Source organism: Saliniramus sp. (assembly GCF_035311605.1).
In the GTDB taxonomy this organism is placed as follows: domain Bacteria; phylum Pseudomonadota; class Alphaproteobacteria; order Rhizobiales; family Beijerinckiaceae; genus Saliniramus.
In genome coordinates, this window is the sequence record NZ_DATGCW010000065.1 from 1 (window position 1) to 2,153 (window position 2,153).

General features: G+C 66.6%; 2 protein-coding genes. One reads left to right on the forward strand and one right to left on the reverse strand.

Features of this window, described 5'->3' with window-relative positions:
• Window positions 1–771: DUF6544 family protein (locus VKP01_RS03205; RefSeq protein ID WP_324410210.1), on the forward strand; the 771-nt coding region annotated here is incomplete at its 5' end.
• A gap of 37 nt (window positions 772–808) precedes the next feature.
• Here VKP01_RS03205 and VKP01_RS03210 read toward each other — a convergent pair.
• Window positions 809–1,954: a serine hydrolase domain-containing protein gene (locus tag VKP01_RS03210; protein ID WP_324410212.1), complete on the reverse strand. Its 1,146-nt coding sequence runs from the start codon at window positions 1,952–1,954 to the stop codon at window positions 809–811.
• Window positions 1,955–2,153 lie beyond the last annotated feature (199 nt).

Sequence of the window (2,153 nt, forward strand, 5' to 3'; positions counted from 1 at the left end):
GCGTGCCAGCCCGGCGTGCCGGTGCCATTCGATCCGGCGATGGTCGCGGCTCTGCCCGAGCCCGCCCGGAGATATTTCGCCTTCGCGATCCGGCGCGGCACGCCGCTCTGGCCGGTGGCCGAGATCGACATGCGCGGGCAGTTCAGCCTCGGCACCAGGGACGACCCGCGCTACCAGCCGATGGAGGCGCGCCAGATCCTGGCTACTCCGGATGGCTTCGTCTGGGTCATGCGCACGCGCGGCGGCATGCCGGTGTCCGGATCGGATTCCGGCGATTGGACGCGCTTCCGGATTTTCGGATTGATTCCGGTGGCGCGGCTCGGCGGAGACCGGGACCATGCGCGCTCGGCCTTCGGGCGCCATGTCGGCGAGGCCACGATATGGGCACCCGCTGCGCTGCTGCCCGGGCCGGGCGTCACATGGGAATCCGTGGGCGCGGACACCGCCCGCGTGACCGTCACGCAGGATGCGCTCTCACAGGCTGTCGATGTTACGGTCGATCAGGAGGGACGACCCGTCCGGGTTGCCTTCCAGCGCTGGAGTAACGCGAACCCGGACAAGGCGCACAGATTGCAGCCGTTCGGTGCCGTCATGTCGGATTTCCGTGAGGTGGAGGGCTACCGCCTGCCGTTCCGGGTCGAAGCCGGCAACATGTTCGGGACCGATGCCTATTTTCCCTTCTTCCGCGCCGATGTGACCGCGATTCGTTTTCCGAAAGGCAAGCCCGCGAGCATCAATGGCGGAGCGCGGGGCCTCACAATCCTGTGGTGAGCGAGGCGCAAGCGGACGCTACGGATCGCGCGCGGTCTCAGTGAAGCATGGAGATCGCGAGATCGGCAAGCGCGGTTTCCAATGCAGGCACGAGCGTGCTGGTATCGTCCGTGATACCGATATCGGTGTTGATCTGAAAGGCGATGGTGGTCCCGTAATCGGCATAATGGCGCAGGCTGGCCACGTAACCGGGGATCCAGCCGCCATGACCATAAACCGGACCATGCTGCGTTTCCTGGTAGATCGCCACACCCGCGCCGTAGCACAAGCCGGGAGCATCGGGTTCGACCCGCACACCATCGAGCAGCCGCTCCAGATAAGGTGTTCCCATGGCCTCGCCACCGAACAGGGCATGCCCCCAACGCGCCAGATCGGTCGATGTCGAGGCGAAACCGCCGCCGGTATACTCCACAACCGGGTTCCACAGCAGTCGGCCTTGCGCATCGGCGGTGCGCGCAGGCATGCCGAACGGGTTCTCACGGGCGACGTAGCCGATCGCGAGTCCAGGCAGATCGGGGCGGTCCGACGGGATGGTTCCGGCGAGGCCGAGCGGTTCCAGAAACCGCACACGAACGGCCTCGTGCCAAGGCTGCCCGGTCACGTCTTCGATCAACAGACCAAGCAGGACATAGCCGCTATCGCTGTAGGCCCAGGCGCGCCCGGCCTCGAAGAGCGGATCCCGTCCGGCGATGAAGACCACCAGATCCTCGGGATTGAACGCGCCTTCGCGCGCCGTCAGCCGCGACCAGTTCGCCTTGAATTCGGGCAGACGCACATGGTCCGGCAGCCCGGCCGTATGGCGCAGGAGGTGATTGATGGTGATGCTGTCCGCATTGGGCAGCCTCTCGAACCATGGGCGCTCTCCGAGATGGGCCGATAGCAGATCATCGCGCGAGAGAGACCCCTCGCTTTCCAGCGCCAGCACCGTGGCGGCCACGAAGCTCTTGCCGATGCTCGCCGCCAGCATCGGCGTCTGCGGCGTCATGGCGCGCCCATTCTCGACATCGGCAAGACCGGTGGCCGCCGTCACCATTGTGCCGTCCGGCAGGGATATCGCCGCCGTGGCCCCCGGAAAGCCATAGCGTGCGTGGAAATCGTCCAGCACCGCCGCGAGCCGGTCCTCCTGTGCCCACGCCGGCGCCGTGAGGCCGGCTGCGATCAGGGTCATGAGAGTGGCGGCCATGAGGCAAGCCGTGGCGAGCAAGGGGCCCGGGCGAAAGGGTCGAGGCATCGCGTTATCCCGCTGCCCGCAATGTGGTTTCGCGTGTCTCCGGGATCACCGCAGTCACCGCGCCATCGCGGCTGAACATGGTCTTGCGGTTCCACCAGACCACGATCACCGCCACGCCGACCAGGATCCACGTGTCCCAGGGCTGTGCATC

What these genes read in the sequence shown, in the direction of transcription:
- VKP01_RS03210 (WP_324410212.1), bottom strand. Translation starts at nt 1,954, where the DNA reads ATGGCCGCCACTCTCATGACCCTGATCGCAGCCGGCCTCACGGCGCCG.